The sequence below is a fragment of the Thermosporothrix sp. COM3 genome, from assembly GCF_059696735.1.
Genome location: NZ_AP019376.1, coordinates 2,981,667 through 3,000,851, shown reverse-complemented (window position 1 = coordinate 3,000,851; position 19,185 = coordinate 2,981,667). Strand labels below are relative to the sequence as shown.

Annotated in this window: 26 protein-coding genes; 14 read left to right on the top strand and 12 right to left on the bottom strand. The window is 54.0% G+C overall.

The genetic code is table 11. The features are described 5' to 3' along the window. Nucleotides 1-117: 117 nt before the first annotated feature. From KTH_RS13020 to KTH_RS13010, 3 genes are all read left to right on the top strand, one after another. A complete protein-coding gene (locus tag KTH_RS13020) occupies nucleotides 118-459 on the top strand; it encodes an ArsR/SmtB family transcription factor (RefSeq protein WP_497619163.1) in 342 nt (113 codons plus the stop codon). Beyond that, the gene (locus KTH_RS13015; RefSeq protein ID WP_497619161.1) at nucleotides 446-943 is read left to right on the top strand and encodes an SRPBCC family protein; all 498 of its coding nucleotides are present in this window, start codon (nucleotides 446-448) and stop codon (nucleotides 941-943) included. Before KTH_RS13020 ends, KTH_RS13015 begins: the two co-directional genes overlap by 14 nt. Before the next feature lie 125 nt (nucleotides 944-1,068). Then, on the top strand, nucleotides 1,069-1,875 hold the full coding sequence (locus KTH_RS13010) for an alpha/beta fold hydrolase (protein ID WP_497619159.1): 807 nt from the start codon (nucleotides 1,069-1,071) through the stop codon (nucleotides 1,873-1,875). A 147-nt stretch (nucleotides 1,876-2,022) separates the two neighbouring features. On the opposite strand, the gene KTH_RS13005 is transcribed toward KTH_RS13010, so the two are convergent. After that, a complete protein-coding gene (locus KTH_RS13005) occupies nucleotides 2,023-2,976 on the bottom strand; it encodes a GlxA family transcriptional regulator (protein ID WP_497619157.1) in 954 nt (317 codons plus the stop codon). 169 nt (nucleotides 2,977-3,145) lie between these two features. Between KTH_RS13005 and KTH_RS13000 the strand changes: the two genes are divergently transcribed. From KTH_RS13000 to KTH_RS12980, 5 genes are all read left to right on the top strand, one after another. Then, nucleotides 3,146-3,802, top strand: coding sequence for a DJ-1/PfpI family protein (locus KTH_RS13000; protein ID WP_497619155.1), 657 nt, complete (start codon nucleotides 3,146-3,148; stop codon nucleotides 3,800-3,802). A gap of 25 nt (nucleotides 3,803-3,827) precedes the next feature. Further along, on the top strand, nucleotides 3,828-4,142 hold the full coding sequence (locus KTH_RS12995) for a hypothetical protein (protein WP_497619153.1): 315 nt from the start codon (nucleotides 3,828-3,830) through the stop codon (nucleotides 4,140-4,142). Beyond that, nucleotides 4,142-4,516, top strand: a complete 375-nt coding sequence (locus KTH_RS12990) for a DUF3817 domain-containing protein (protein ID WP_174843949.1) — start codon at nucleotides 4,142-4,144, stop codon at nucleotides 4,514-4,516. Before KTH_RS12995 ends, KTH_RS12990 begins: the two co-directional genes overlap by 1 nt. A 2-nt stretch (nucleotides 4,517-4,518) precedes the next feature. Then, on the top strand, nucleotides 4,519-4,953 hold the full coding sequence (locus tag KTH_RS12985) for a hypothetical protein (RefSeq protein WP_497619150.1): 435 nt from the start codon (nucleotides 4,519-4,521) through the stop codon (nucleotides 4,951-4,953). 114 nt (nucleotides 4,954-5,067) lie between these two features. Next, nucleotides 5,068-5,847 (top strand): VOC family protein, encoded by a 780-nt coding sequence (locus KTH_RS12980; protein WP_497619148.1) that lies wholly within the window; start codon nucleotides 5,068-5,070, stop codon nucleotides 5,845-5,847. A gap of 120 nt (nucleotides 5,848-5,967) precedes the next feature. Here the strand turns inward: KTH_RS12980 and KTH_RS12975 are convergent, their stop codons facing one another. Beyond that, the gene (locus tag KTH_RS12975; protein ID WP_497619146.1) at nucleotides 5,968-6,687 is read right to left on the bottom strand and encodes a B3/B4 domain-containing protein; all 720 of its coding nucleotides are present in this window, start codon (nucleotides 6,685-6,687) and stop codon (nucleotides 5,968-5,970) included. 519 nt (nucleotides 6,688-7,206) lie between these two features. Between KTH_RS12975 and KTH_RS12970 the strand changes: the two genes are divergently transcribed. Next, complete coding sequence (locus KTH_RS12970; RefSeq protein ID WP_111325076.1) at nucleotides 7,207-7,635, top strand: VOC family protein; 429 nt, start codon at nucleotides 7,207-7,209, stop codon at nucleotides 7,633-7,635. Nucleotides 7,636-7,742: 107 nt separating this feature from the next. Here KTH_RS12970 and KTH_RS12965 read toward each other — a convergent pair whose 3' ends face one another. Further along, nucleotides 7,743-8,600, bottom strand: coding sequence for an SDR family oxidoreductase (locus KTH_RS12965; protein ID WP_497619144.1), 858 nt, complete (start codon nucleotides 8,598-8,600; stop codon nucleotides 7,743-7,745). 266 nt (nucleotides 8,601-8,866) lie between these two features. Here KTH_RS12965 and KTH_RS12960 point away from each other — a divergent pair, with 266 nt between their 5' ends. After that, nucleotides 8,867-9,247: a DUF4180 domain-containing protein gene (locus tag KTH_RS12960; protein WP_497619141.1), complete on the top strand. Its 381-nt coding sequence runs from the start codon at nucleotides 8,867-8,869 to the stop codon at nucleotides 9,245-9,247. Between the two features lie 99 nt (nucleotides 9,248-9,346). On the opposite strand, the gene KTH_RS12955 is transcribed toward KTH_RS12960, so the two are convergent. The 6 genes from KTH_RS12955 to KTH_RS12930 form a co-directional block, all read right to left on the bottom strand. Then, entirely contained in the window at nucleotides 9,347-9,949 is a 603-nt protein-coding gene (locus KTH_RS12955) for a hypothetical protein (RefSeq protein ID WP_497619138.1), read from the bottom strand. A gap of 309 nt (nucleotides 9,950-10,258) precedes the next feature. Then, nucleotides 10,259-10,906: a GntR family transcriptional regulator gene (locus KTH_RS12950; protein WP_497619136.1), complete on the bottom strand. Its 648-nt coding sequence runs from the start codon at nucleotides 10,904-10,906 to the stop codon at nucleotides 10,259-10,261. A 7-nt stretch (nucleotides 10,907-10,913) separates the two neighbouring features. Continuing rightward, nucleotides 10,914-11,438, bottom strand: coding sequence for a peptide deformylase (locus KTH_RS12945; RefSeq protein WP_497619134.1), 525 nt, complete (start codon nucleotides 11,436-11,438; stop codon nucleotides 10,914-10,916). Beyond that, nucleotides 11,425-12,573, bottom strand: coding sequence for a threonine synthase (locus tag KTH_RS12940; protein WP_497619132.1), 1,149 nt, complete (start codon nucleotides 12,571-12,573; stop codon nucleotides 11,425-11,427). Before KTH_RS12940 ends, KTH_RS12945 begins: the two co-directional genes overlap by 14 nt. Before the next feature lie 315 nt (nucleotides 12,574-12,888). Further along, nucleotides 12,889-13,626, bottom strand: coding sequence for a hypothetical protein (locus KTH_RS12935; RefSeq protein WP_497619130.1), 738 nt, complete (start codon nucleotides 13,624-13,626; stop codon nucleotides 12,889-12,891). Nucleotides 13,627-13,638: 12 nt separating this feature from the next. Continuing rightward, nucleotides 13,639-14,217 (bottom strand): NADPH-dependent FMN reductase, encoded by a 579-nt coding sequence (locus KTH_RS12930; protein WP_497619128.1) that lies wholly within the window; start codon nucleotides 14,215-14,217, stop codon nucleotides 13,639-13,641. Nucleotides 14,218-14,379: 162 nt separating this feature from the next. On the opposite strand from KTH_RS12930, the gene KTH_RS12925 reads away from it, so the two are divergent. Beyond that, entirely contained in the window at nucleotides 14,380-14,961 is a 582-nt protein-coding gene (locus KTH_RS12925; RefSeq protein WP_497619126.1) for a TetR family transcriptional regulator, read from the top strand. Nucleotides 14,962-15,011: 50 nt separating this feature from the next. Here the strand turns inward: KTH_RS12925 and KTH_RS12920 are convergent, their stop codons facing one another. Next, on the bottom strand, nucleotides 15,012-15,224 hold the full coding sequence (locus KTH_RS12920) for a hypothetical protein (protein WP_497619124.1): 213 nt from the start codon (nucleotides 15,222-15,224) through the stop codon (nucleotides 15,012-15,014). A 136-nt stretch (nucleotides 15,225-15,360) separates the two neighbouring features. Here KTH_RS12920 and KTH_RS12915 point away from each other — a divergent pair, with 136 nt between their 5' ends. From KTH_RS12915 to KTH_RS12905, 3 genes are all read left to right on the top strand, one after another. Beyond that, on the top strand, nucleotides 15,361-15,870 hold the full coding sequence (locus KTH_RS12915) for a DUF6624 domain-containing protein (RefSeq protein ID WP_497619120.1): 510 nt from the start codon (nucleotides 15,361-15,363) through the stop codon (nucleotides 15,868-15,870). A 193-nt stretch (nucleotides 15,871-16,063) separates the two neighbouring features. Then, nucleotides 16,064-17,038 (top strand): ATP-binding cassette domain-containing protein, encoded by a 975-nt coding sequence (locus KTH_RS12910; RefSeq protein WP_497619116.1) that lies wholly within the window; start codon nucleotides 16,064-16,066, stop codon nucleotides 17,036-17,038. Continuing rightward, entirely contained in the window at nucleotides 17,035-17,883 is an 849-nt protein-coding gene (locus tag KTH_RS12905; protein ID WP_497619113.1) for an ABC transporter permease, read from the top strand. Before KTH_RS12910 ends, KTH_RS12905 begins: the two co-directional genes overlap by 4 nt. A gap of 74 nt (nucleotides 17,884-17,957) precedes the next feature. Here the strand turns inward: KTH_RS12905 and KTH_RS12900 are convergent, their stop codons facing one another. Both KTH_RS12900 and KTH_RS12895 read right to left on the bottom strand, forming a co-directional pair. Continuing rightward, nucleotides 17,958-18,254, bottom strand: coding sequence for a hypothetical protein (locus tag KTH_RS12900; RefSeq protein WP_497619108.1), 297 nt, complete (start codon nucleotides 18,252-18,254; stop codon nucleotides 17,958-17,960). After that, nucleotides 18,199-19,053, bottom strand: a complete 855-nt coding sequence (locus KTH_RS12895; RefSeq protein ID WP_497619106.1) for a hypothetical protein — start codon at nucleotides 19,051-19,053, stop codon at nucleotides 18,199-18,201. The genes KTH_RS12900 and KTH_RS12895 overlap by 56 nt, the downstream gene beginning before the upstream one ends. Nucleotides 19,054-19,185: the final 132 nt, after the last annotated feature.

Sequence of the window (19,185 nt, the reverse complement as noted above, 5' to 3'; positions counted from 1 at the left end):
CCCCTTGCTCGGTAACCAGCACATGAATATCCCTCCCGGCTACATCTATCGAAACTTTATCAAAAATTGGCTTTATAAAGACTTGACTTAATTAAGTATATGCCGTATAATAAAGACATGGACATCTTCGTTGCACTGGCTGACCCAACAAGGAGAACGATTCTGGAACTTCTTGCTCGTCGTGGCGAATTACCGGCCACAACGATTTATGAGCAGTTTTCCACGAGTCCACAGGCGATCTCACAGCATCTCAAGGTCCTGCGTGAGACTCGATTGGTACAGATGGAAAAACACGCTCAGAAGCATGTATACCGCCTTAACCCGGAAGCACTGACAGAGTTCGAACAATGGGTTCAGCGCACAAAAGGGCAATGGAGTGAGCGGTTTGATGCGCTTGACCGTTTGCTCGAAAAAGAGAAAGCGCAAATGAAGGAGAAAAGCCACCATGACAACCCATGAAACACGTGTTATTGCGGAACCAGGGAAACAGGAGTTCTTTATTGAACGCACATTTGATGCTCCACGAGAACTCGTTTTTCGCGCCTTCACCGATCCTGAACTGTATGTCCAATGGCTCAGTTCAAAGGAATACAGCATGACTCTTGAGACCTTTGAACCGAGAGATAATGGAGCATGGCGCTACACCCACACCGACACGAATGGGGAAATCTATGGTTTTCATGGCGTCTATCATATGGTCCACGCACCCGAACTGATCATTAATACCTTTGAATTTGAAGGGATCCCGGAAAAGGGACACGTGTGTCTGGAAACAGTACGCTTTGAAGAGCTACCCGGAGAGAAAACACGGCTCACTTCTCAGAGCGTTTTCCAGTCAGTCACAGACCGTGACCTTATGCTCAGCCAGGGCATGGAAGGAGGGGTTCACTCGGCCTATGAGAAGCTGGCGGCTCTTCTGGAAAAGCTGGTGAAGGGTAAATAGCATTCATCTGCCAGTGTGGCTGTACTGTCAGTGCTAAAGCTATTCTGACAGTGCAGCCACCTTCATTTGTGTGCTCCTCCGGATCACAGATTCGTCCTCTACAATGCGTTGAAAGGACACCTTTGATGAAGACAGTTCAATCAGCAGATGGCACAACGATTGCATTCGACCAATCAGGAAGAGGGCCGGCCCTTCTTCTTGTGGGCGGAGCATTCGAGCAAAGAGCAATGGACTCAGAAACCTCGCGACTCGCAGTTCATCCTCTGCTCACACAGCACTTCACCGTATTCCATTATGATCGTCGAGGGCGAGGGGACAGCACAGATACATTTCCCTATGCAGTTGAGCGCGAGATTGAAGACATTGACGCCCTCATCGCTGAAGCAGGAGGTTCCGCATTTGTCTTCGGTATCTCTTCGGGTGCTGCCCTTGCGTTGGAAGCAGCCGTCTCGTCTGATAAGACGATCAAAAAGCTGGTTCTATACGAGCCCCCATATAACTCTGATGAAGCCGCCCGAATGGCATGGAGAAACTACAGGAAGCAATTGCAGCATGTGCTTGCAGAAGGAAGCCGAGGCGATGCTGTGGGACTCTTTATGACATTACTGGGCATGCCCCCTGAGATGCTCGAAGGCATGCATCAGCATCCGTTATGGCCGATGTGGGAAGCAGTGGCTCCTACGCTGGCATATGATGCAGCAGCTTTAGGAGAGGATGCCTCACTTCCCCTTGAGAAGGCAGCCCGCATCACTATTCCAACGCTTGTACTGGATGGAGGGGCAAGCGAGTTCTCATTCATGCACGCCACTGCGGTCACCCTGGCCCGCGCTATCCCCAAAGGACAGCACCAAACCCTGGAACATCAAACCCATGAAGTTGACGTTGAAGCGCTTGCCCCCATTCTGGTGGAATTCTTCAACGCAGACCAATAGCGGACTCTTATTGGCACAGAGTGATTGCCATCCCATCTACACATGATGCGGCAGACTTCGCAGCAAGTACGTTATCGGGGGTCAAGCGCGGGTTGAAGGCTCACAGCGACACAAGCAGAAGGAACAGGGCCAGAATGATGTGATCGGTCAGCGGAGTGCTGCCGTCCCTCGGAAAGCGTGACGGTACGCCTGGGGACTAATACCAACAAGCCGCTTGAACTGATCGCGAAAATGAGTTGCAGACCCGAATCCAACCTGACAGCCAATCCATTCAATCGGGTGGTCAGTCGTTTCCAGCAAGGTTTGTGCTCGATAGACACGCGCGCGATTCAGCCATTGCAACGGCGTTGTGCCTGTCTGCTCACGGAAACGGCGGCTGAGGGTTCGGGTACTCATCATCGCCTGAGCCGCGATATCTTCTAGCTTGAGATCAAGATGGCAATGCGCTTCCATCCAGCGTAACACCGGTTCGAGCGTTATTCCATCTGGCGCAGGGGGTTCATGCACAATAAACTGTGCTTGCCCTCCGTCGCGTTCTAACGGCATCACTGATACTCGGGCGGCATCAGCAGCGACCGCGGCCCCATAATCCTGCCGAATCATATGCAGGCACAGATCAAATCCGGCAGCAGCTCCAGCAGAAGTCAGAAATTGTCCATTATCGACGAAGAGCACGTTGGGATCAACCTTTATCCGGGGATAGCGTCTTGCTAACGCGTCTGCTGCCGCCCAATGGGTCGTAGCCCGCAGTCCGTCCAACAGCCCCGTCTCCGCCAGAAGAAACGCGCCCGCACAGATAGACGCGATCCGGGCTCCTCGGGCTGCCGCATTATGTAATGCAAGCATCACCTCATCAGGCAGGGGAGAAATTGGAACCGCCAGACCAGGCAGGATAATCGTATCGGCTTCGGTCAGCAAATCTAATCCTCGCGGCACACGCAGCGTAAATGTTCCCGCATCAACCTCGGCTGAGGGTGCACAGATACACACCTCATACGCGGGCTGTCCATCTGGCAAACGCGTTCGCCCGAACACCTCAAGCGGCATGGACAGATCAAATGCGATCACTCCAGCCAGAGCAAGAATAGCGATTGTATGCATGCCTCCACTATATCATCTGCCCGTTCTATCTGACAACATCCGGAAAATACCAGTTCTCTTTGGCTTGATTCCGGCGGTTTCTGTCTATCTCGCCACTGTTCAGTCAGAAGAGCAGGCTCTATAGTAGAGATGATGAAGATTGACACAGCGAGATGAAAGGATTTCTCCTATGCTACACGCCCAAATCGTGCTGTTTGACGGCTTTGATCCCCTTGACGTGATCGGCCCCTATGAAACGCTCTGGGCAGGAGGAAAGGCCGCCCTTGATGCGCTCTCCGTAGAACTGGTTTCAGCGGAAGGACCACGTGAGGTCGTCAGCGGATCAGGAGGCCTTGTTCTGCATGCAACAGCCATGCTTGATCCCGAAAAAGCCGATATCATCATTGTGCCAGGGGCAGCAGGACCGCTCAACGAGCCCGAGGATGGGAGTCAGGTTGATACCATTCCCGTTCTACTCGCTCGCGCGGTAGAAACGAACCTTCCAACACTGATCAAGCAAGCGCTCGATAGATCCGGGGTTATCGTTGCGACAGTCTGTGGCGGCTCGCTGGCACTGGCAATGGCCGGATTGCTTGAAGGCCGTCCCGCAGTAACCCACCATCAGGGCATGCGTGCCCTGGAGGCAAGCGGAGCAATCCCGATACAGGCACGCGTCGTTGATGATGGTAATCTGGTGACCGCAGGCGGCGTCACATCTGGTCTCGACCTCGGCTGCTATCTGCTTGAACGCGTGCTCGGGCCACACATCGCGCATGAGGTAGAAACGCTTTTCGAGTTTGAGCGACGTGGCACAGTCTGGCGCAAAGAGGGAGTAGCCTCACTGTAACGACGCATGGAATGAGAGGAAAAATATGGCACAGATAGACACCTGGAACATCAGCATTCCCACCTCCCTCAGTGTACAAGCTGTCGTTCCGGAACTTACCGAAAAGGAAGGTCTTGTTGAAGGGATCGCACAGGACAAGGGAGAAAGCGTACCTTTGATAGACCAGCTTCTTGAGTGCAACCGGCTTACATGGAAGCAGTCAAACACAAAGCCGATGCGTCTACATCGCATGTTCGATGTGACCGGAGACACCCATGCCGGGACAGCAAAGGCAGGGAAACGACCTGCTTCAGCCGTTACCGGAACTCGACCTTCCACGAAGAAAGAGGGCCAGCAGTGATGAACGCAATCCAGCACCCTGACCGCATCGCTCGTCGCATGCACATTGTGCGCCTGGCAGCATTGGCAGATCTTGTACTCCTGATCGCGCTTGTCACAGCAGCGCTCACGGGGCAGCGCGAGATAGTCCATATTCTGGGCCCGCTGCATGGTATCAATTACCTTCTCTTGCTTGCCATCGTGAGCGTAGGGGCACTTGATGGCCTCTGGAAATGGTGGTTTCCGCTCGCTGTTTTACTCACAGCCGGCCCACCGGGCGCATTCGTCGGTGAATGGCTCATTCATCGATCGATTCGAGAGCGGAGCGTACAGAAGAGCGATACACCTTCTATCTTACAGGAAGAGCACCACAATGATTGGAAGGAGCAAGGGTAGGCATGTTCTTTTCCTGGTTGATACGTTATGGGCACGTTGCAGCGGCTACACTCTGGGTAGGCGGCTATGCGCTGCTGGCATTTGTTATCATCCCGCTCATCGGCAAAGGAGCAAGCGAAGTACTCACACGATTGGCAGTCACAACCCTTCGGGTTCTTACCTATACAGGAACCCTCACAATGGGCTTCGGACTTATTCTCATCACAAGGACCCGTGGCTTCCCGCATCTCTTCGGAAGCGCATGGGGAAGCCTCATTATTACAGGGTTTGTGATCGCGCTGGTGCTGCTCGGTCTTGGCGATGGAGCACTACGTCCAGCCATTCTGGCAATCCCCGGAACAGGAGACAATACCCGGGCTCGACGATTTGCTATCATCGGATTTATTCTCGTTGTGCTGGCAGTCGGTGTCATGACAGCCGCGCCGCTTGTTGTATAAGCCTGCTATCAAACGAGATGAGCAGCGCCTTGATTACCATTTCTGCTCCCATCAAAAAGAAGAGAAAAGAGACTCCTTATGCAGGAGAATCTCTATTTCTACAGGGGGCAAGATATGCCACGTTTTCTACGTTTTGAGGGCGGTCATATAGGCGTACACAATATGGGGGAAGCAGTTGACTGGTACTGCCGTCATTTCGGCATGCATGTTTTATGGAGCAGTGAGAAAGAGGGGCAAACTCTGCTTGCGTTTGGCGACAAGAACGCCATTCCGCTGGTACAGGTTCGAGGCGGAACACAGATCAATGTCTGGGGTGAGGAGATCGAGGGCGCACGGGAAGCCAATGTCCGTCTCTGTCTCGCAACCCTCAACCTCGCCGCGACACGTGAGAAGCTACAACAGGCAGGCATCCGGGTCACAGAGATCACGACAGGCCCGGACCGGCTCCCCTGCTTCGATCTCTATGATCTGGAAGGCATCCGCCTGACAGTCACTGCGAGTGAGACGCAGAAGGAAAGCACATCATTATTCTGCGGCTACGGCCTGCCACGCTTCGGGGTCCGCAACCTGCAAGCAGCGATCGAGTGGTACACGAACTATTTCAATATGGGGGTTCTCAAGTCTTCCCCGGATGACGGCAGGGCACTTATGGGTATCGACAAGGGTGAGTTCTGGATAGAAGAGCTGCCCGCCGACGCCTTCCACGGAAAAACACCGCTGCTCGCTCGGCCCTACTTCTTCACCGAAGATATCGAAGAAGCACATCAGTTCTGTCGTGAGCAGGGCCTTGCCCCCTCTCCGTTGTATGGCTTCACCGAAGGCCTTCGCCTCTTCTCCTTCTATGATCCCGACGGAAACCAGCTCAATATCTGGAGCTACCCGCCTGAGGCATAACCGGAACATGGGGAAAGAGAGGGCTATTCTCCTCTCTTTCCTGCTGATCTATCATATGGGCTGACAAGGCCCGTTTTCCACAGCACAACGTCAAGAACCTGAGATCCGCTGAGCAGGGCTTTATGCCTTGAGCAATTCAGTGGAGACAGTACAATCAGGGAACCAGCGATGCAAATAGGACTTTAACTCATCGCCGGCAGCCAGCAGCGTCTCTGTCGGATACGGGGCAAGGCGATCCAGCACAAAATACACGTTCTGGGTTTCTTCCGTCAAGCGAGTACGGCGGCATTGTCGCCAGTTCCAGCGTCGGCAGGTCACCCCGGTACTGTCAACCCAAATCACCTCTCCCGGGTCTGGATAGGTGACCTCTTCATGTCCTGCCTGCATGGTCTGAAATGGCTCATCGCCGCGGGCATAGGTCAAATGGAGATCACTCGTCAGCTTACTCCAATCCTCTCCCCCGATCGGCAACACATACTTCAGGCTCAGCATATTGTACAGGTCAACCAGCCCATTGATGAGGGGAAGGTCATCACCTTTTACAGTTCGCATAAGCAAGGCTTCCACCGAACTCGGATACTTCTTCGGCTTCGCTCCGAAGCGGCGATAGGCATCACGCCATGCCGCGATATGCGGATGCTCAAGCACTGTGCTCGGTGTCAGGGTAGAGCGACACTGCTGTTCAGCGGCACGCAGAAGCGCCTCGCTCTCCGGAGTCGAAGGGAAATTCTGGATTCCCTCCACATACACAATAAGCGCCTGATACTCAGGGAACTGTTCAAAAATCTGCTTATCAACAACAAGATGATAATGCACAACAACCTCCATTCGACGACTCATCAAATCCGAACATGGCTCTTAGCATATCGAAATCAGATCAGAGCTACAAGAGCCATTTGTCCCCCAAACAGGCAGACCAATAAGCGAGAAGCCTCAATACCCTCTATCGCGGGCAAGTCAGCGAATGTATGATTCACCAACCTTGTGAGCGCAAAGGATCGAGCAGATTGGAAGCAAGCATGCAGTGTTTGAGACCCTGTTTGTATAGTTTGCACAGGAAACTGAACCGTGCCGACGGTAGAAATCCATGCACTCCGCTGGACGTGACCGTTCACGATGTGTTTGGAGCTCCCCATTCACGAGGGCGATGAATCACACAATACTTGAAGGGACATGAAAGATTCCTCCTCCAGATGAGTGTTTTTTCTTGTTGATTCACCCTCTCCCGGAGGAGCCTTGCTGTTTTGCGATCCGTCCCCTGTTATGGACAGAACCTTTGAGAAAAGGACCGTTTCTGTCCGCAATTTATAGTATACTGAAAACAACGAAGTGAGAAGAGCCACGAAAGGAATAGTATTTATGAGCAACGGTACACGTTTACGGGGTTTTGCGACTGTCAATTTCTATGCCGCCGATCTGGAAGCAGCCAAACAATGGTATACGAGGTTTCTGGACACTGAGCCATACTTTCACGTGCCCGGCTATATCGAATTTCGTCTCGGGGACTATCAGCATGAGTTCGGCATCATTGATAGCCGTTATGCCCCTCCCGGCGCAACGCAGGGCCCGGCAGGCGCAATCATCTACTGGCATGTTGACGATATCAAGGCGACGCTGGCAAAACTCCTCGATATGGGAGCAACCCTTTATCAGGATATCACCACACGAGGAGAAGGCTTTATCACCGCTTCCGTGGTCGATCCCTTTGGCAACATTCTCGGCATTATGCAGAACGCCCACTATGTGCAGGTGCTCAACGAGCGCAAAGCACAAGAGCATCAGCAATAAGAGCCAGGACGCGAGTTCATCCTTCCCGATAGAAGGACAGCCCGCTCTCCCGGCTCTGAAAGGGCAAGCACCAACGCAATGAACGCGTCACAGCTTTCCCTTGTTTCTCATCCATTGACGATGGTACCGCCGTTCACATGGAGTACCTGCCCGGTCATATAGGAAGCGTCATCCGAGGCAAGGTACACATAGGCGGGTGCAACCTCTTCTGGCTGTCCGGCCCGCTTGAGCGGCACATCAGAACCAAACGACTCAACCTGCTGAGGCGGGAATGTAGACGGGATCAGCGGCGTCCAGATGGGGCCGGGAGCCACCGCATTCACGCGGATGCCTTTCTCAGCAAGCCCCTTTGAAAGAGAGCGAGTAAAAGCGACAATTGCGCCTTTCGTCGCGGAGTAATCAAGCAACTGGGGCGCTCCCTGATAGGCCGTGACAGAGGTTGTGTTGACAATCGCGCTTCCGGCCTTGAGATGTCGCAACGCTGCCTTCGTCATATAGAACTGAGAGAAGATGTTTGTGCGGAATGTGCGCTCCAACTGCTCGGAGCTGATTTCCTCAACGCTGCTCTTGACATGCTGTTCACCGGCATTGTTTACAAGAATATCAAGCTTCCCGAAAGTGGAGATGGTCTGTTGTACCGCGTGCTGACAGAACTGCTCATCTCCGACATCGCCAGCAATGAGCAGGCAGCGTCTCCCTGCCTCTTCGACATCGTGAGCAGCTCGCTTCGCGTCCTCATGCGCATCAAGATAGACAATCGCGACGTCGGCTCCTTCTTTCGCGAAGAGCACAGCAACCGCATGCCCGATACCGCTATCACCGCCAGTGATCAGCGCTACCCGATTCTGTAACTTGCCGCTGGCTCGATACTCGTGGCCCTTTGTCTCGGGACGCGGCGTCATCTTTGCTTCACTGCCGTGAGGCTGCTGCTGCTGTGCTGGAAATTGTTTCTGCTCCTGCGACATTGAAAACCTCCCCAAAATGGATGAGAGCTAGAAAGTGTATTTGTAAGAGCGTCTGTATGCATAGACACGATGGAGGAATCGCGAACGTTGCACATTGCCAGTGCTGGCGCCCTGTCTCGTCGTGGAATGAGGGGCAATGTATGCCTCGTTTCGCGCCTTTTTGCAGATCAGTTGATTGACCCGAACAAAGGTCATGTGTTACGCTCCTCAAGAGAGGATCTAAGCCGAAGAAGCGAGATTTTCTACATCATTTTCAAGGGGAGAATATGACCGACACAGTGACTACCATACAAGGCGTGCCAGCGCTCGTCTGCGCTCCAGAGGGAGAAAAGCTGAAAAGCGAACAAGATGCGCTGGATCTGATCGGAGAGACATGGGGCACTCGCGCCCAACTGATCCTGATTCCGGTGGAACGGCTGACAGAAGATTTCTTCGAGCTCAAGACGCGGCTTGCAGGAGAGATCATCCAGAAATTCGCGAACTATCGCTTTCGCGTTGCGATTCTCGGCGATATCTCGCCCTATGTCGCGCAGAGCCGCTCGTTTCGTGACTTTGTATATGAGGCCAACAAGGGCCATCAGCTCTGGTTCGTGACCGACCTGCAAGAGCTCGAAGACCGTCTGAAAAAGAACGATCTCGCTCACTGAACGCCGGGCAGAGCCACCGTCCCCCCTGCTGGCAGAGCACAGGATCTTTCTCGCAATGCCTCTCTTTACGGTGGCCCACCTGCCCCGTCCTTCCCTCCCTCACCCGTTCTTGATCGTCAGCGTGTCAAGCATCGGCAAAAAGACCTGCTTTTGATACTGCTCAAAGGCGCTCTGTGCGGAGCCGCAGGCAGCCAGAAAAACACGCTGATCGGGAAGCTTCGTCACCAGCATTACCGCTTTGAGCGTGACATCACTCCCATTCAATGCCTGCGTTGTTGCCGTATAGCTTCGCTGTTGCCACTCTTTGCCCGCAATCGTAACCGTTGTTGCCGTCGGGACCTGCTGAAAATCCTTCAGTTGCGTTTTGAGATCGAGGAGCTGCTTTTCAATGAACTGCTGTGCTGTCGCTGTAGTATCAACACTTCCGATGGTGATTGTGCTATCGGTGCGAGCATCGTACATATCTTTATCGGGAGTGGAATGGAAAGCCACCAGGCGCCTGTTCGCGTTCTCTTCTTGTGACCATCCTTGCAGATATTTGACGGTGAAGTCTTTACCGGTATAGACGAGCGTCGGCTTCGGCAGCGTAGTCGTCTCAGGAGAAACAGGATCGCCGCAAGCGCTGAGAACAAGACAGCATAGCAAGCCACAGAGCAACAAAAGAATGAAGGCTTTCCGCCTTTGCGTGGTGGGTTGCATCATGGACCTCTCTATACACACCAGAAATAGCAAGCAGACTTGCAAAGGACAATGGGTATACCAGAAAGTGAGAGACACCTTCGGCATGGGCACGCCGCTTCTCAGCTCTCACTTTAAGGATTAAACAGTTTAACATTTGCTAAATTATATTCAGATTGTAATCAAAAAAGCGAGGTCGATGCAAGCGAGGAGGCTTCTGTTTCTGCCTGTTGAGCCGTCTCTACCAATATGAAAGGCTCTCCCTTCGATTTCCCAACCAAAGAGAGAGCCACAACATCACATTGAACGACGTCCATCATACGCACGCGAATACTAGAGCCAGTCAAGCCGCTGCAACAGCATATCCATACCGGATCGCCAGTTCATTTCCAGCACCTCAACAGCTCGTTCTAGATCCTGTTGTCGTAGCGCCTCGATGATCTCAGCGTGTTGTTGTACCGAAACTGGAATCACCTCGGTCTCACGCATAAAGGCCCATTCATAGCGGTAGGCCACCTGCTTTTGCGCGTCGATCAGCCTCAGCAGCCGCCCATTGGGACAGTGCTGTAACAGGGTTCTATGCCAGCGTGTATCCAGCTCGATACGTCGCTGTGATACCTCCGCCTCTTCTGCCAGTTCGGCATTGAGGCGTTCCAGCTCGGCGCACTGCTCGGCATGCACCAGACCCGCGGTGCGCAGGGCGAGACACTCAAGCGTCCAGATAATCGGGTAGATTTCTCGCACCTCACGCGCCGTAAGAGGAACCACTGTAAACCCACGAGCGGGATCGGCACGCACAAACCCCTCCTGCTCAAGACGAAAGAGCGCTTCTCGCAAAGGGGTACGGCTCACCCCGAGCTCGTTTGCCAGCCAGACTTCTTTCACGCGGCTCCCGGGCGCAAGCTCGCCTTTCAGCAGCCGTTCAAGTATCAGTTCGCGCACTTCCTCACGCCGAGGGCGGCGCTGTCCAATCGTCTCCATATCTCCTCTAACGAGCATAAGGACTTCGCTCACGATAGCGTTTTTCAAACTCCTCACGTGTGCACATCGTCCTGATATCTGTCATTCTATCCAGAGCGAGTATACCATCCAGATGATCTATCTCGTGCTGCAAGAGTTCCGCAAGGTCGCCCTCCGCATGCACGGTGTGCCATGCACCCTGGAGATCCTGATAGCGTACATCAACCTGCTGATAACGCCAGACCTGACAGAAGATACAGAGGAAACTCAGACAAGCGTCCCAGACCACCATCTGTTCTTCACTATGCGCGATAATAGCTGGATTGATGAGCGGCCAGGGCTGTTCCAGATGCAGGAATATGACACGTAAGGGAACACCAATCTGAGGAGCAGCAATGCCGCGTCCATAGGTTGTGGTCGTCCGCCAATGTGTCAGAGTATCCTGTAAATCGGTGAGCAGCGCCGCAATCTCTGGCGCCCCGGGATCGGCAACAGGCTCCGAAACCACGCGCAGCCCCGGATCGCCCAGTTGTAGCACATTACGAATCGCCATCGTTTCTCCCTCCTGTGATAACCAGAACCGCGGTTTTCCCCTGAAGTGACTCCTGCCTTGCCAGTTGGAACAGTGCCGCCAGTGAAGCCGCAGAGGTCAGTTCAGCGACAAGTCCGGCCTCGCAGGCCAGCAGGCACCGAGCCTCTTCCATCTCGGCATCAGACACGGCAAGCATACTGCCAGAACTGGCATCCAGCTCGGCACGCAAGCGCAGGTAGTTTCGCGGCTTTTTTACATCAATCGAGGCGGCAGCAGTCGGACCACAATCTGCACCGGCCTTCACTCCATGATAGCGGCTGACGACTGGTTGAACTGTTTCCGCCTGAACTCCGAGCAGGCGCGGAAGGCGATCGGTCAGCCCGAGACGCCGCAATTCACGAAAGCCCTTTCCGATCGCCCCAAGTGTACAACCATCTCCCACAGGAGCAACCACCATATCAGGAACCTGCCAGTGAAGCTGTTCGCCTATCTCCAGCGCGACGGTCTTCTTCCCCTCGACCAGAAATGGATTACAGGCACAATTGCGGCTATACCATCCCTGCTCCTGCCCTGCCGCCTCGGCCTCAGCGTATGCCTGATCGTAGTCGCCATCCGAAATATGAATGATTGCTCCGTAACGCTGCAACCAGCGCAAACGCGTTGTGGACACAGCATGCGGCACAAAGACCTGACAGGCAAGGCCAAGATGCGCACAGAAGCCCGCCAGCGAAATCGCGGCGTTGCCCGCCGAGGCACAGTACAGCGTCCTGTACCCCTGCTCCAGAGCCATCGTGACCCCGACGGCGGTCGCTCGATCTTTCAGGCAGCGGGTAGGATTGCGCGTCTCGTCTTTCAGATACAACTGCGCCAGCCCCAGACGCTGAGCCAGACGCGGCGCAGCCACAAGGGGCGTTCCTCCAGCAGGGAGCACCGGCCCCACCGCATTCACAGGCAACAGGGGCAGGAAACGGAACAGATCAGGCCGCTGCTTCTCCCTCTCCTGCTCGAAAGCGGGAGCGATCGCGTCATAGTCATAGAGAACATCCAGAATCCCGGGATCATCATCAGCCGCCCCACAGTGCGGGCAGAGGTACGCAGACGGCGTAAACGGCTGTACCCGACCACAACGAAAACAACGAAGTCCGGTCGCAAACATGGGCTCTCCCTTTTCCGATTGTATACAATTTCTTTCTTATTGTATACAATTTTGGCGCGAGAAAAACAAGCCCCCTTTGACTGAAATGACGGCTTCCTCTTTGAATGAAGGTTGCCTGTACACACTTGATACAAGCAACCTCCACACCTATGCAGTGAAGTGAGAAGCCCCGTCCGCTTCCGGTCACGCAAGCCGTACACGAGTGCTTCAGGCCTGGCGAGCCCCCTTCGCACTGCTCTCAGAGCGCGAACAGTGCCCTTTATCAGGATCGTAGCTCCTGATGTCATATTCCCACTTTCTCCTGAAAGGATATGATTATCTCCTCATTTTGCTGCTTTCCGACCAGCGCTTTATTTCCCCTTTTGCTGCATAGTTTTCCGCGACCACATGATAATATGCGGAATGATTGGGGAATGTGATTGGCTCTACGTGGCGACGCGAGCGAATAACGGCTCCGTAGTGTGCCAGCGATTCCCACTCTGCGACATTGACAAAGCGAATATCCGTGCCGGAAATGGGATGGGACGAAAGCAGGCTTGTAACCTCCTCAACAGGCTCCCGCTCGTACAGTCCGGGCCCAAGAGACCCCTCTACCTTCCCCATACCCTCAACAATAGTCTGCCACTGCTGCCGTAAAATGGCCTCCTGTCCCGCGGGAACCTCAAAGAGCGCTATCAGTGAGAAGGTCTGACCGCTCTTTGTGGTCAGCTTTGGCTCGGAGGCTCCGCTATGAAGATGATAGACAGCCGGATAGGTGGGAAACGAGAGACCTCTTTCTCGCTGCGTGGCCGCGTTATAGTGGGCCAGAGATTCCCATTCTGCGATATGCACAAAGCGAAAACGCGCTCTGCCAGCGGGCCGCGCCCTGAGCCACTGAAAGTTCAACTCGGATATCAGTCGCGCTTCAACCTCGTCGTCAACCTCATACAGCCGCGAGGCGAGAAAACCCGTCGCGTGCGCCAGCGCTGCACTCATCTTCTGCCACTGCTCCCGTACCAGCGCTTCCTGTCCCTCGGGAGCCTCAATCGGTTCAATCACGGTTACGATACTCATGTCTTTCTCCAATCACTGAACAATTTCTGCGGATATCTTGCGCAACGGCTTAAGTGCATTCCCCCAGGCAACAAGCTGATCAAGCATCATGTTGACCGCTGCCTCCTGATGGGAACGTGGCTTCAGCATTGTGTAATTCTCAAAGTCTGTGCGCAGCGAGAGGCTGACCTGAGCCTGTACATCCGCGATTTGCAATTCGCTCATAATCAGCCGCAACTGCTCGACCGCAAGCCTCCCGCCGGCAGCCCCATAGCTGACGAAGCCTGCCGCCTTGTTGTTCCATTCGCGATACAGGTAATCAAGCGCGTTCTTGAGCGAGGCAGGAGGCGCATGATTGTACTCGGGAGTCACAAAGATGTAGGCATCGAAGGGCGCTATTCTGGCAGACCAGGCCTTTGTATGGGGTTTCTCATAAAACCCGGTTACAGCGGGCCGCACCTCATCCAGCAGCGGCAGGTTAAATTCTTTAAGGTCAACCAGTTCAACCGCGATATCGGTTCGGCGGCTCGCAATCTCATAGACCCAGTTGGCAACCGTCTCTGAGTTCCGAAATGGGCGCGTGCTCCCAACAATAATCGCTATCTTGAACATACAATGCTTTCTCCTCTTCAATTTCTTTCACAACAGGTGTTGCATAGACAACGCGTGTTCGCTATAATACTACCGCGTCATGGACGAGGCATTCAAGGGGCAAATGAGCATTTCTGTCGCATAGACAACAAAGGCGTACACATGTTGTGAAAGTCAGGGAAAATGATGACACAGGGAGACAAACATATGGACCCGCGGGTGAAGCGAACCCGGAAGCTCTTACAGCAGGCATTTCTGGAACTGTTGCAGGAGAAAGAGTTCTCCTCTATCAGCGTGCAGGATATCACGGAGCGAGCAACGATCAATCGTGCCACTTTTTACGCACACTTTACTGATAAGTACATGTTATTGGACATAACGCTGCGGCAACTGTTTCAGGATGCCATCACAAGCAAGCTCCCCGCATCGGCGCAGGGAGACAAGTACAATCTGCGCCAGGTGATCGGCATAGTGCTTGGCTTTCTGAATGAGTTTTATAGCCGCTGTGACCCGGATAACCTCTACAAAGTGGAACGAATCGTACAGGAAGAGGTCGAGGTGATCCTGCTTCGCTGGCTCAAACAAACCGCCATAACCGATCCCGGAGTGCGGAGGGAAACGATCGCCACCGCGATGAGTTGGGCTATCTGCGGCACCGCAATCAAGTGGTGTCTTGATAAAAAGGGGCTCTCGCACTCAGAGATGGTACAGCATATCTTGCAGGTACTCATGGAGATGGGAACATATGTGCGGAATCTGGCATAGTTTGTTAAGGGCAGGTGAACGGATTGCCCCGCTTCACCCGCTCTCGATTGTTACCGGGCCTCTTCAAGCACCTCACTGCGCTGCACTACCGCCGCTGCATTCGCTTTGATGTCGCGACCAAACCAGGCAGCATAGAGCCGCTCAAAAGGATACGGTTTGATCGCGGCCTGCATTCGGCGAATCGTCGCTGTCGACAGCGGGAGCAGCATCGTATAGCTATGCACATCCCAATGATGCTCACTCTGTTCGAGCCATAATTCCACTCTATTTTCTTCCCAGCGGCATCAATCGGAGATAGCATTCTACCACAAGTTCCCCTGAGGATACATGATATAATCTCAAATAAGGAAATGGCATCTGTGATGTATTGGCATCTCTATGGAAAGAAGGAGACAAAGCATGCACCAGGAGCTACAATCCCTTTTTGAGACGGATCAGGCAGAGCGCAAACAGCATCCTGAGTTCGGCACTCCCGCGTACAAACAGCTACGCGAAAACGACGCAAAACGACGCCAACGTGTGACCGAATTGATTGCGCAAGGAGCGCTACAGGCCCCAGAAGACTTTTATCATGCCGCGATGATCTTTCAGCATGGCGAGACGCTTGACGACATCTGGCAAGCACACGAGCTGGCGCAGAAGTCCGCGTCGCTGGGCTTTGCGCGGGCCCGCTGGCTTATTGCCGCCTCGCTGGATCGCTGGCTGATGTATCAAGGGAAACCGCAAAAATACGGCACGCAATTTACCTCGAATGGCACGCGCTATCGCCTCTGGGATGTAGACCCCGCGACCACCGATGCCGAACGACAGGAGTATAACGTCCCTTCCTTGCAACAGCAGTATGAGCGGGCTAAGCGCCTGACGCGAGAAGAGAAGCAGCACCAATCGAGAAAGCGCCCCGATGGCTGAAGGAAGCGCTAAAACACAGGCAGGAAGAAGAAGCAAACAACGATTCCGATCGTTAACACACCACCGGAAGCGCCTTAGCGTGTTCTCTCCTCGGGAAGCGAAAATGCCTGCATAGAGCAAAATCGAAGAAGTTTTCTCCGCCTGGGTCGCGTATAATACAACAAGCGCTCTCAATGAAATAGATCAGGAAGGAATGCTTGTGATACACACGACTCACGCTATCGAAGTACGAGACGTACGAAAGGCGTACGGGAAGACAGAGGTCTTAAAAGGTGTCGATCTACACGTCGAGCGGGGAACCGTCTTCGCGCTCCTCGGGCCAAATGGTGCGGGCAAAACAACAACCATTCGCATTCTCGCGACCCTGCTGCACGCGGATTCCGGCACCGTTGAAATATTCGGGCATGATGTGCGACGGGAGGTTGAAGCTGTACGCCACCGCATCAGCCTCACCGGACAATTTGCCGCCGTCGATGAAGAGCTGACCGGGCGAGAAAACCTTATCCTCATTTCCCGCTTGCTTGGATATTCACGAACGGATGCCAGAGCGCGAGCCGCGGAACTGCTCTCAGTCTTCGGTCTGGATGAGGCAGCCGATCGTCTGGTCAGCAAATACTCGGGTGGGATGCGACGTCGGCTTGATATCGCCGCCAGCCTCGTTGTCACCCCGGATCTGCTCTTTCTCGACGAGCCGACCACCGGACTTGATCCACGTAGCCGCAATCAGGTCTGGGATATCGTCAGCGCTCTTGTCTCTGCGGGCACAACCATTCTCCTCACCACCCAGTACCTCGAAGAGGCCGACCGCCTGGCAGACCGCATTGCGGTCATCGATCATGGCAAGATCATTGCCGAAGGAACCAGTGGAGAACTGAAAGCCTCTGTTGGCTCCGGGATACTGCATATCCGGCTCCATAAAGCCGAGCAGCGAGCCGCAGCAGAGCAACTGCTGACCCGCGTCCTCGATGTCACGCCACATCTTGAAGCCGACGCCACCGCTCTCTCAGCGCGCGTTTCGGCCCCTGAAAGGGCAACAGAAGCCTTAACAGCGCTGCTCCATGCGGGCATTGAGCTGAGTGACTTTTCGCTCGGTCAGCCCAGTCTTGATGAAGTCTTCCTGTCCCTGACAGGGCATGAGGCCACCCCAACAGAGGAGGAACCACAATGAGCATCACGCAAACAAGCCCACTGGCTCGCATCGATAACCAGAAGTTGCATGCAGCGCTCGCAAGCAGCGCTCGCCCCCGCCGTGCCAGCGCGTTGACCGCCTCGCTTCTGTTTGGCTGGCGTGCGTTGCTCAAGATCAAGCACGTGCCCATGCAGCTTTTCGATGTCACGGCCTTTCCCGCAATGCTGACGCTCATCTTCACCTACATGTTTGGTGGGGCCTTAGCAGGCTCGACAGGTGAGTATCTTCATCTCTTCCTGCCGGGCATTCTGGTCCAGACGGTCACCATGATCACTATGTACACGGGCTTTACCCTCAATACAGATATATCGAAGGGCATCTTTGATCGCTTCCGTTCTATGCCCATCTGGGGGCCGGCCACAATCGTCGGGGCGCTGCTAGGCGATGCTGTGCGCTACTCTATCGCGGCGCTGATGGTCATCATTCTGGGGCTGATAATGGGATTTCGGCCAGATGGCGGTGTGCCGGGGGTCTTGCTGGCGGTCCTCCTGATCCTCACATTCTCATTCAGCTTGAGCTGGATCTGGACAGCACTCGGCCTGATCCTTCCCACCCCGAACTCGGTCATGGGTATCAGTTCTATGATCATGTTCATCTTCACATTCGGGAGCAATATCTTTGTGGACCCAAAAACCATGCCGGTCTGGTTGCAGGTGGCCGTTAACCTGAACCCGATCAGCCATCTGGTGACAGCGACGCGTGGCCTGATGCATGGCACCTCTACCGTTGATCAGATTGCCCGGGTCTTGCTGGCCTGTGCTGTGTTGATCATCCTGTTCGCACCGCTCACCATGTACTTCTATCGCAACAAAAAGGTACGGTAAAGCAGCACAAAGCCCGAGGGACCTTCAGGCCTCCTCGGGACTTCATTCCTGTCGTGTTCAGGTGGAAGCGGCTGCTAACTTTGCCGCATCACCATCTCTTGCATAGCATGCTCCTGTACCGGCTCACGCTCTGCCCTGAGCATGGACCAGCCCCGGAGAACCGCTACCGCCATACCAAGCACACCCAGACTCATCGGAAAGGCATGCAACAATGTGACCTGCAACCACTGATCTGGCTGCGAGAAAAACGACCAGAAACCATAGAGATAGTGGGTACCAATACTGATCTGCCCCGATTGCAGAATAAGAGAGTGATCATGCGTCCAGTAGACGATATCGCGGGCGGCGAAGAGCAACAGAAGCACTGCCATAAGCGCCGTCACAACGGAGAACAGGGAAAGCAGCAAACGAAATGGAGCCCGACGTATCTTTTTCTGAAGCGCCAGCAGGAACAGCAATGTTCCCACACTCATAAATGGGAGAAAGCCTACGAGCGCCCCCATACCAACCGCGATAGGGTCTCACCAATCCCAGTAGCTTGCAGGAGTGGTCAGCAGGCGAAAACCAAAGAGACTGATAGGAAGCACCACTTGCAAACCAACAATCAGAAGCGCGATGTTCCGTCTTCCCCGCCTCACCATACTGCGATATTGGAGAAGAGAGAGCAATCAGCGCCGGATAGGGGAAAAACAGGGCAAGGCCAAGCAACAAGCACGCAAGAAGCGCAGGAACCAGTAACTGTCTCTTTGGGGCCTTCTCTCCGGTCTTTGCCACACTCTGCATCCTGTCCAGAATGAAGCGAGCGGCAAGGAAAAGAGGTACCAATACAATGAGCAGCCTCGCAAAGACGTCGAGCCAATGCCACGGTGAGGAGGCCAGCGGCATGAAAATGAACGTTGTCTGCGATGTTTCCCAGATAAAGAAGAAGGTGAGCGCCCAGGAAAACGATATCAGAAACAGGGCTATTGGAGCCAATCTGTTCTTCAATAACAGATGCCTGGATGCATACTGCGGATTGAGATGCGCCATCAGACAGCCCCCAAAGAGGTTGATGAGTGTCCGCAGGCTCACGGGCTGCATTCTCAACGCCGTCAGCAATTCCCGCTCGTATTGTTCGCGCCACGCGCGGGGGTAGCAATATTTCACAATCCATGCGACAAATTTTTGCATTGCATACGCCTTTGCTGATTATCTATCCCCGTGCTGCCTCTCAATATTCCCGTCTTGAATGGAGCATATTCTATCCTCTCAAGGAGGCCATACATCTTTCATACTTTGTAAGCATTTTCCCTTTCCAGTACT

What these genes read in the sequence shown, in the direction of transcription:
- KTH_RS12955 (WP_497619138.1), bottom strand. Translation starts at nt 9,949, where the DNA reads ATGATGCAACCCACCACGCAAAGGCGGAAAGCCTTCATTCTTTTGTTG.
- KTH_RS12970 (WP_111325076.1), top strand. Translation starts at nt 7,207, where the DNA reads ATGAGCAACGGTACACGTTTACGGGGTTTTGCGACTGTCAATTTCTAT.
- KTH_RS12940 (WP_497619132.1), bottom strand. Translation starts at nt 12,573, where the DNA reads ATGTTTGCGACCGGACTTCGTTGTTTTCGTTGTGGTCGGGTACAGCCG.
- KTH_RS13000 (WP_497619155.1), top strand. Translation starts at nt 3,146, where the DNA reads ATGCTACACGCCCAAATCGTGCTGTTTGACGGCTTTGATCCCCTTGAC.
- KTH_RS12915 (WP_497619120.1), top strand. Translation starts at nt 15,361, where the DNA reads ATGCACCAGGAGCTACAATCCCTTTTTGAGACGGATCAGGCAGAGCGC.
- KTH_RS13005 (WP_497619157.1), bottom strand. Translation starts at nt 2,976, where the DNA reads ATGCATACAATCGCTATTCTTGCTCTGGCTGGAGTGATCGCATTTGAT.
- KTH_RS12935 (WP_497619130.1), bottom strand. Translation starts at nt 13,626, where the DNA reads ATGAGTATCGTAACCGTGATTGAACCGATTGAGGCTCCCGAGGGACAG.
- KTH_RS12910 (WP_497619116.1), top strand. Translation starts at nt 16,064, where the DNA reads ATGCTTGTGATACACACGACTCACGCTATCGAAGTACGAGACGTACGA.
- KTH_RS12930 (WP_497619128.1), bottom strand. Translation starts at nt 14,217, where the DNA reads ATGTTCAAGATAGCGATTATTGTTGGGAGCACGCGCCCATTTCGGAAC.
- KTH_RS12905 (WP_497619113.1), top strand. Translation starts at nt 17,035, where the DNA reads ATGAGCATCACGCAAACAAGCCCACTGGCTCGCATCGATAACCAGAAG.
- KTH_RS12965 (WP_497619144.1), bottom strand. Translation starts at nt 8,600, where the DNA reads ATGTCGCAGGAGCAGAAACAATTTCCAGCACAGCAGCAGCAGCCTCAC.
- KTH_RS12925 (WP_497619126.1), top strand. Translation starts at nt 14,380, where the DNA reads ATGATGACACAGGGAGACAAACATATGGACCCGCGGGTGAAGCGAACC.
- KTH_RS12990 (WP_174843949.1), top strand. Translation starts at nt 4,142, where the DNA reads ATGAACGCAATCCAGCACCCTGACCGCATCGCTCGTCGCATGCACATT.
- KTH_RS12945 (WP_497619134.1), bottom strand. Translation starts at nt 11,438, where the DNA reads ATGGCGATTCGTAATGTGCTACAACTGGGCGATCCGGGGCTGCGCGTG.
- KTH_RS12980 (WP_497619148.1), top strand. Translation starts at nt 5,068, where the DNA reads ATGCCACGTTTTCTACGTTTTGAGGGCGGTCATATAGGCGTACACAAT.
- KTH_RS12960 (WP_497619141.1), top strand. Translation starts at nt 8,867, where the DNA reads ATGACCGACACAGTGACTACCATACAAGGCGTGCCAGCGCTCGTCTGC.
- KTH_RS12895 (WP_497619106.1), bottom strand. Translation starts at nt 19,053, where the DNA reads ATGCAAAAATTTGTCGCATGGATTGTGAAATATTGCTACCCCCGCGCG.
- KTH_RS12995 (WP_497619153.1), top strand. Translation starts at nt 3,828, where the DNA reads ATGGCACAGATAGACACCTGGAACATCAGCATTCCCACCTCCCTCAGT.
- KTH_RS13015 (WP_497619161.1), top strand. Translation starts at nt 446, where the DNA reads ATGACAACCCATGAAACACGTGTTATTGCGGAACCAGGGAAACAGGAG.
- KTH_RS13010 (WP_497619159.1), top strand. Translation starts at nt 1,069, where the DNA reads ATGAAGACAGTTCAATCAGCAGATGGCACAACGATTGCATTCGACCAA.
- KTH_RS12985 (WP_497619150.1), top strand. Translation starts at nt 4,519, where the DNA reads ATGTTCTTTTCCTGGTTGATACGTTATGGGCACGTTGCAGCGGCTACA.
- KTH_RS13020 (WP_497619163.1), top strand. Translation starts at nt 118, where the DNA reads ATGGACATCTTCGTTGCACTGGCTGACCCAACAAGGAGAACGATTCTG.
- KTH_RS12900 (WP_497619108.1), bottom strand. Translation starts at nt 18,254, where the DNA reads ATGGCAGTGCTTCTGTTGCTCTTCGCCGCCCGCGATATCGTCTACTGG.
- KTH_RS12975 (WP_497619146.1), bottom strand. Translation starts at nt 6,687, where the DNA reads ATGAGTCGTCGAATGGAGGTTGTTGTGCATTATCATCTTGTTGTTGAT.
- KTH_RS12950 (WP_497619136.1), bottom strand. Translation starts at nt 10,906, where the DNA reads ATGGAGACGATTGGACAGCGCCGCCCTCGGCGTGAGGAAGTGCGCGAA.